Raw genomic sequence first — 5,653 nt, forward strand, 5'->3', positions numbered from 1 at the left:
GGCTGGTTGTAGAACACGAAGTCCTCGTCACCCGCGACCTTCCCGCCCTCCCCGGTGATCAGGACGGACAGGTCGAAGGGGCCGGGCACCTGGATCGTCAGCGCGCCGTCCGGCAGCGGCAGATTCCCCCCGGGAACCAACTCGGTCATCGGCACCACCCGTCCCGTTCGCCCGACGCGCCGGTTCGTGCGGCGCTGTGACGAGAACGCGGGGCGGGGCCGCGACGGTTCCGCCCCCCGGCGCCCGCCCCCTCGCCGGATAGACTCGGCCCGCCCTGGCCGACAGCGTGGAGCGAGTTCAGAAGGTGGTTGCCGGATGGTGGTCATCCTCGATGTGCAGCAGGTGGCGCCGGCCGAGCGGGCCGAGGCGATCCGTGAGGCGATCTGGAACACAGTCGTCCGGGTCGAGATCGAGCACCAGCCGGAGCCCGACCGGATCGCCGTGTGCGGGGTGATCAGCGACGTGGGACGGCTCAACGTCTGTTCCGTCGCGGCCAACGCCACCACCGTCCGGCGCACCCCCCGGCTCGCCCGGGACGACCTGCCGCCCAGTGTGTTCCTCGGCCTCCAGGTGTCCGGCACCAGCATGGTGGTCCAGGGAGGCCGCGAGGCGGTGCTGCGGCCCGGTGACTTCGCGATCTACGACACGACCGTCCCGTACACGCTGCTCCAGCCGCAGGGGATCCACCAGCACTTCTTCCGCATGGCGCAGAGCGATCTGGCCCTCCCGGCGGACGCGCTCGGGCGGCTCACCGCACTGCGGTTCGGTACGGAGCACCCGATGGCCGACCTCGCGGCCACCTATCTGCGCCGGCTGGCCGAGACTCCGCAGGTCCCCGACCTCACGGTCGCGGACGCCGTCGGCACCGCCAGCATCGAACTGATCCGCGCGGCCCTCACCTCCCGGCTGCCCGACCCGCGCCCGGCGCGCGAGGCGCTCGAAGCAACCCTGGACGTACGGATCATGGAGTACGTACGCGCGCATCTCGCCGACCACGACCTGACCGCCGCCCGCATCGCGCGGCAGCACAACGTATCCGTACGGCATCTGTACGCGCTCCTCGCCCGCTCCGGCGTCCACCTCGGCGACTGGATCAGGACCCACCGCCTGGAGAACTGCCGCAGGGACCTCGCGCGGCCCGGCGCGGGAGCCGTGACGATCGCGTCGGTCGCCCGGCGCTGGGGGTTCGGCAACGCCAGCCATTTCGGGCGCGTCTTCAAGGAGGCGTACGGCATGTCCCCGCGCGAATGGCGCGACAGCAGATAAACTGAACGTACAGTTCACTTGGTGGTCCCGGCGGGACCGCGAGCAAGGAGGCGCGGCCATGAGTATCTGGCTGATCACCGGAGCCTCGCGCGGCTTCGGCCTGGAGATCACCCGGGCGGCGCTCGCCGAAGGACATCAGGTCGCCGCCACCGCCCGCGACACCACCGCCCTGAGCTCGGCGTTCCCCGACGCGGGCGACGCGCTGTTCGCCCTCCCGCTGGACGTGACGGACGAGGCGCGGGCGAAGGCGGCGGTCGCCGAGGCGGTCGAGCGGTTCGGCGGCATCGACGTCCTCGTCAACAACGCCGGACACGGCATGCTCGGCGCGGTCGAGGAGGTCGGCGACGCGGCGGCCCGCGCGGTGTTCGACACCAATGTGTTCGGCACCCTCAACGTGCTGCGCGCGGTCCTGCCGGTCATGCGGGCCCGGCGCTCCGGACACGTCATCACCATCACCTCGGTCGGCGGTTTCGACGGCGTCGCGGGGTGGGGGCTCTACGCCGCGACCAAGTTCGCGATGGAGGGCTTCTCCGAGTCCCTCCGACGGGAGACGGAACCGCTCGGGGTGCAGGTGCCCATCGTCGAACCGGGCTACTTCCGCACGGACTTCCTCGACGCGTCGAGCCTGCGCCGGGAGGAGACGGTCATCGCCGACTACGCGGCGACCGTGGGGGTGAGCCGTGAGCGCGCCCTTCGCAGCAACCACGCCCAGCCCGGTGACCCCGTCAAGGCCGCCCGTGTCATCGTCGGCCTCGGGCAGCACCCCGACGCCCCGCACCGCCTCCAGCTGGGAGCGGACGCGGTCGTGCGGGTGGAGGCCAAACTCGACCAGATGCGGGACGAGTTGGCCACCTGGCGTGAGGTCTCCCTCTCGACCGACCACGACGATGTCGTCCCCGGCGTCTGAGCGGAGCGCGGCGGCGACAACCCCCGCGCCCGCTCCTGCCGCCCCGTCCGCCCTGCCGGCCGCCTCCGCCCACCCCCGCAGTGTGCGGGCCCGGGAAGCCGTGCTCGCGGCGGCGGCCGAACTGCTCGCCGAGGGCGGCCTGCCCGCGGCGACCGCGGACGCGGTCAGCGCCCGGTCCGGGGTCAGCAAGGCGACCGTCTACAAACACTGGCCGTCGCGTACGGCGGTGGCGGCCGAGGCGTTCGGCAGGCTGATGGCCCACGCCGTCCCGCTGCCGGACAGCGGCGACGCCCGCGAGGATCTGCGCGAACAGGTGCGCCGGGTCAGCGCGTTCTACGCGGGACCCGTCGGTGTGGTGTTCGCCCAGCTCCTCGCCGCCTGTGTCACCGACCCCGGGGCGGCTCCCTACTTCAGGAGCCACTTCCTCCAGCGCCGGCGCGACGCCGTCGCCGACCTGTGGGGCCGCGCCCAGGCGCAGGGGATCGCGCGCGCGTCCGTCACGGCCGACGTGGCGGCCGACCTCCTCTTCGGACCGCTGGTCTTCCGCCTGATGACCGGGCACACGCCGCTCGGCGAGAGCGAGGCGGACGCGATCTCCGCCGCCGCGCTGGACGGGCTCCTCGACGACCGGGACGTAACCCCCGGGTCATGAGGCGCGGGTGGGGAGACCGCCCCAGGAGCCCCTGCCTCAGTCGTGGTTGTGGGTGGACGAGGTGTCCTCCGGCGGGACCGTGCGACCGCCGTCGCTGCCGCTGATCATGATGGCGAGCAGAGCGGCGATGACGGCTGCCGCCGCGAACCGGCCCGTGAACCGCAGGGCCCAGCCCGCCGCGGAGCCGGTGTGGGCACCGGGCCGCGCCAGCTTCTCGGAGCGTCGCGCGGGACGCAGCAGGCGCACCAGCAGGAGTGCGGCGATGGGCAGTTGGAGCAGCCACACCGTCGTCCGGAACCACCCGTCGTACCAGACGTTGGTGCCGTAGAGGAGGGTGTGCCACACGCTCAGGACGTACACGACGATCACGAAGCGGTGCAGGACCCGCCAGGTCCTCGGGCCGATGCGGTGCCTGACGTAGAAGAGCAGCCCGAGAGGGATCGCCACGTAGAGCGCGGCCTGCCCGATCGGCATCGCCCACACGCCGGTCCCGGAGTCGTACCCGCCCGGTACGAACGCCTCCACGAACGCGGTGTAGACGGCGGAGTTCCAGCGCGCGGTGTCGTGGCGCACCAACTCCGCCGCGAACAGCAGGGCGTGGGCGAAGATCAGGGCGATCGTGTTGAGGCTCGTGGTGCGGTGGAGACGTTCCAGGCGCGGGGCCGACATCGGCAGCCACCGGGGAGTGGAGCCGCCGAGCAGCAGTCCGAGAACGACGGTGGTCCACGCCCACAGCAGCGCGGTCCAGCCGAAGGCCTGGCTGAGGAAGTACATCCAGAAGCCGCCCGCGTCGGCCATGAACGGCATGACGGTCACGGTCGAGGACGTCTTCGCCTTGATACGGGCGTAGATGAGCGCGAAGACCGCCGCGGTCAGTACCAGGGCGATCAGGCCGTCGGGTATGGAGGCGCGCAGGTCCGAGCGGAGTGTGATCCGGCCCTGCGAGCGGCCCGAGGTACGTTCGGCCTCGGCCGCCTCGACGGTCGGGTCGGACCCGGTGGCGGTGTCGGATTCCGCGGCCGTGTCGGCTTCCGCGGAGCGGCGGGCCGGATCGGGGGCAGGCGCTGGGGTCGGCTTCATGGGTAACGGCTTTCTCGGTGGCGTGGGGCGGAGTGGGGACACGCGCGTCCTCCGAGGAGTCGGCCCGCGTACCGGAAAAGTTCCCCGCCCCGTTGTGTGACATGGATCACACAGAAGTGTTGTCCTTGCTTAGTGGGCGAACTGGCGACGTATCAGGATCGGCTGCCCTTTTCCGAGGCTCCCGCGCGGGTGGCACGATGACCGCCATGAGAGCCGGGCCCGCACTCCGTCTCACACGTGCCGCGATCTTCGCTGCCGTGTGCGTCGCGGTGTCCGGACTCGGCCACGCGCTCAGTTCGGGCGGACCTGTTCCGTTACCCGCGCTGGGCGGTGCCTTCGTGCTCGCGCTCGGCGCGGGCTGGTGGCTGACGGGCCGGGACCGCGGCGCCCCGGTGGTCGTGGCCGCGTCCGCGGCCGGACAGGCGGTCCTGCACCACCTGTTCGGTGTGCTTCCGCTCTGTCTGCCCGCGTCCGGTACGGCGGGGACGACCGGCGCCTCCGGTGGCGGCCGGTCCGGCATGACGATGAGCATGGCCCACGCGCACCAGGGGATGGGAGCGGAGTCCGCCGACCTGATGGCGCTGACGACGGCGTACGACGGTCACTCCCCGACCGCCGGCATGGCGGCGGCCCACGTGCTCGCCGGTCTGCTGTGCGGCTGGTGGCTGTGGCGGGGCGAGAGCGCGGTCGGTCAACTCGCCCGCAGCCTGGCCCTGTTCGTCGGCTTCCCGCTCCGCCTCGCCTGGCGGGTCCTGTCGCGCTCCGGCACCGGACACCGCCTGCCCACCGCCCGTCCCGCCGTCCCGTACCGCGCGCCCCGGCGCCCCGGGCGTCGCGTCGTGCTGGACTCCGCCTCCCGGCGTGGCCCACCGCTCCTTCCGTCCTGCCGCTGAACCCCCCTGCCCGTTCACGGCCCGGCACACCGCCGGGCGGCCGGCGTCCGTCCGCGTGCGGCCGGGGGAGTACACCGTCATGCCGCGCACCGGTGACCCGCACGGCCCGGAGCCCGGCCACCGAGGGGGCCCGATCCCGTCCGGGACGGCCCACGAGGACGCGAAGGACTCTTTGCGATGTTCACTGCCCCGACCACGATTCCCCCCACGACATCCCCCACGACATCCCCCGCCACCGCCCGCCCCGTCAGGCCCGTTCCCGCCCGGGTCCGCACCACCGGCCGCCACGACAGCCACCGGGACGAGCGCGTCACGGCGTGGGCGCTGGCCGCCGGACGTGGCGACCGGGAGGCCGCCGAGCACTTCGTCCGCGCCACGTACGACGACGTACGGCGGTTCGTCGCCCACCTCAGCGGTGACGTGCCCGGCGCCGACGACCTGGCCCAGGAGACCTACGTACGGGCCCTGACCGGCCTGGCCAAGTTCGCCGGCCGCTCCTGCGCCAGGACCTGGCTCCTGTCGATCGCCCGGTGTGTGGTCGTCGACCGCTACCGCAGCGCCGCCGCGAGACCCCGGGTCGCCGACACCACGGACTGGCAGCTGGCCGCCGAGCGCGCCCAGCCACGCCATCTGCCCGGCTTCGACGAGAGCGTGGCGGTCTACGACCTCCTCGACACGATGAACGGGCCACGCCGCCAGGCCTTCGTCCTGACCCAACTCCTGGGCCTGTCCTACGCGGAGGCCGCCGTCGCCGCCGACTGCCCCGTCGGTACGGTCCGTTCGCGCGTCGCACGGGCCCGGCGCGACCTCACCTCGGTCTGGCAGGCCGACGGCGCGGCCCTCGCCGGGCAGCCC

General features: G+C 73.1%; 6 protein-coding genes and 1 pseudogene. 5 read left to right on the plus strand and 2 right to left on the minus strand.

Annotation, left to right across the window (positions count from 1 at the left end; translation table 11 throughout):
• A pseudogene (locus GT042_RS23235) lies at positions 1-149 on the minus strand (TerD family protein); the annotation flags it as partial.
• A gap of 166 nt (positions 150-315) precedes the next feature.
• Between GT042_RS23235 and GT042_RS23240 the strand changes: the two are divergent.
• The 3 genes from GT042_RS23240 to GT042_RS23250 all read left to right on the plus strand — a co-directional run bounded on the left by GT042_RS23240 (position 316) and on the right by GT042_RS23250 (position 2,825).
• Positions 316-1,266, plus strand: coding sequence for a helix-turn-helix domain-containing protein (locus GT042_RS23240; protein ID WP_161310665.1), 951 nt, complete (start codon positions 316-318; stop codon positions 1,264-1,266).
• 58 nt (positions 1,267-1,324) lie between these two features.
• Entirely contained in the window at positions 1,325-2,173 is an 849-nt protein-coding gene (locus GT042_RS23245) for an oxidoreductase (RefSeq protein WP_161310666.1), read from the plus strand.
• Positions 2,174-2,255: 82 nt separating this feature from the next.
• Positions 2,256-2,825, plus strand: coding sequence for a TetR/AcrR family transcriptional regulator (locus GT042_RS23250; protein WP_202533565.1), 570 nt, complete (start codon positions 2,256-2,258; stop codon positions 2,823-2,825).
• 36 nt (positions 2,826-2,861) lie between these two features.
• Here GT042_RS23250 and GT042_RS23255 read toward each other — a convergent pair whose 3' ends face one another.
• Positions 2,862-3,905, minus strand: coding sequence for a ferric reductase-like transmembrane domain-containing protein (locus GT042_RS23255; protein WP_161310668.1), 1,044 nt, complete (start codon positions 3,903-3,905; stop codon positions 2,862-2,864).
• Between the two features lie 206 nt (positions 3,906-4,111).
• Here GT042_RS23255 and GT042_RS23260 point away from each other — a divergent pair, with 206 nt between their 5' ends.
• Entirely contained in the window at positions 4,112-4,798 is a 687-nt protein-coding gene (locus GT042_RS23260) for a hypothetical protein (protein ID WP_161310670.1), read from the plus strand.
• Positions 4,799-4,975: 177 nt separating this feature from the next.
• Positions 4,976-5,653: sigma-70 family RNA polymerase sigma factor (locus GT042_RS23265; RefSeq protein ID WP_161310669.1), on the plus strand; the 678-nt coding region annotated here is incomplete at its 3' end.

Source organism: Streptomyces sp. SID3212 (assembly GCF_009865405.1).
Lineage (GTDB): Bacteria > Actinomycetota > Actinomycetes > Streptomycetales > Streptomycetaceae > Streptomyces.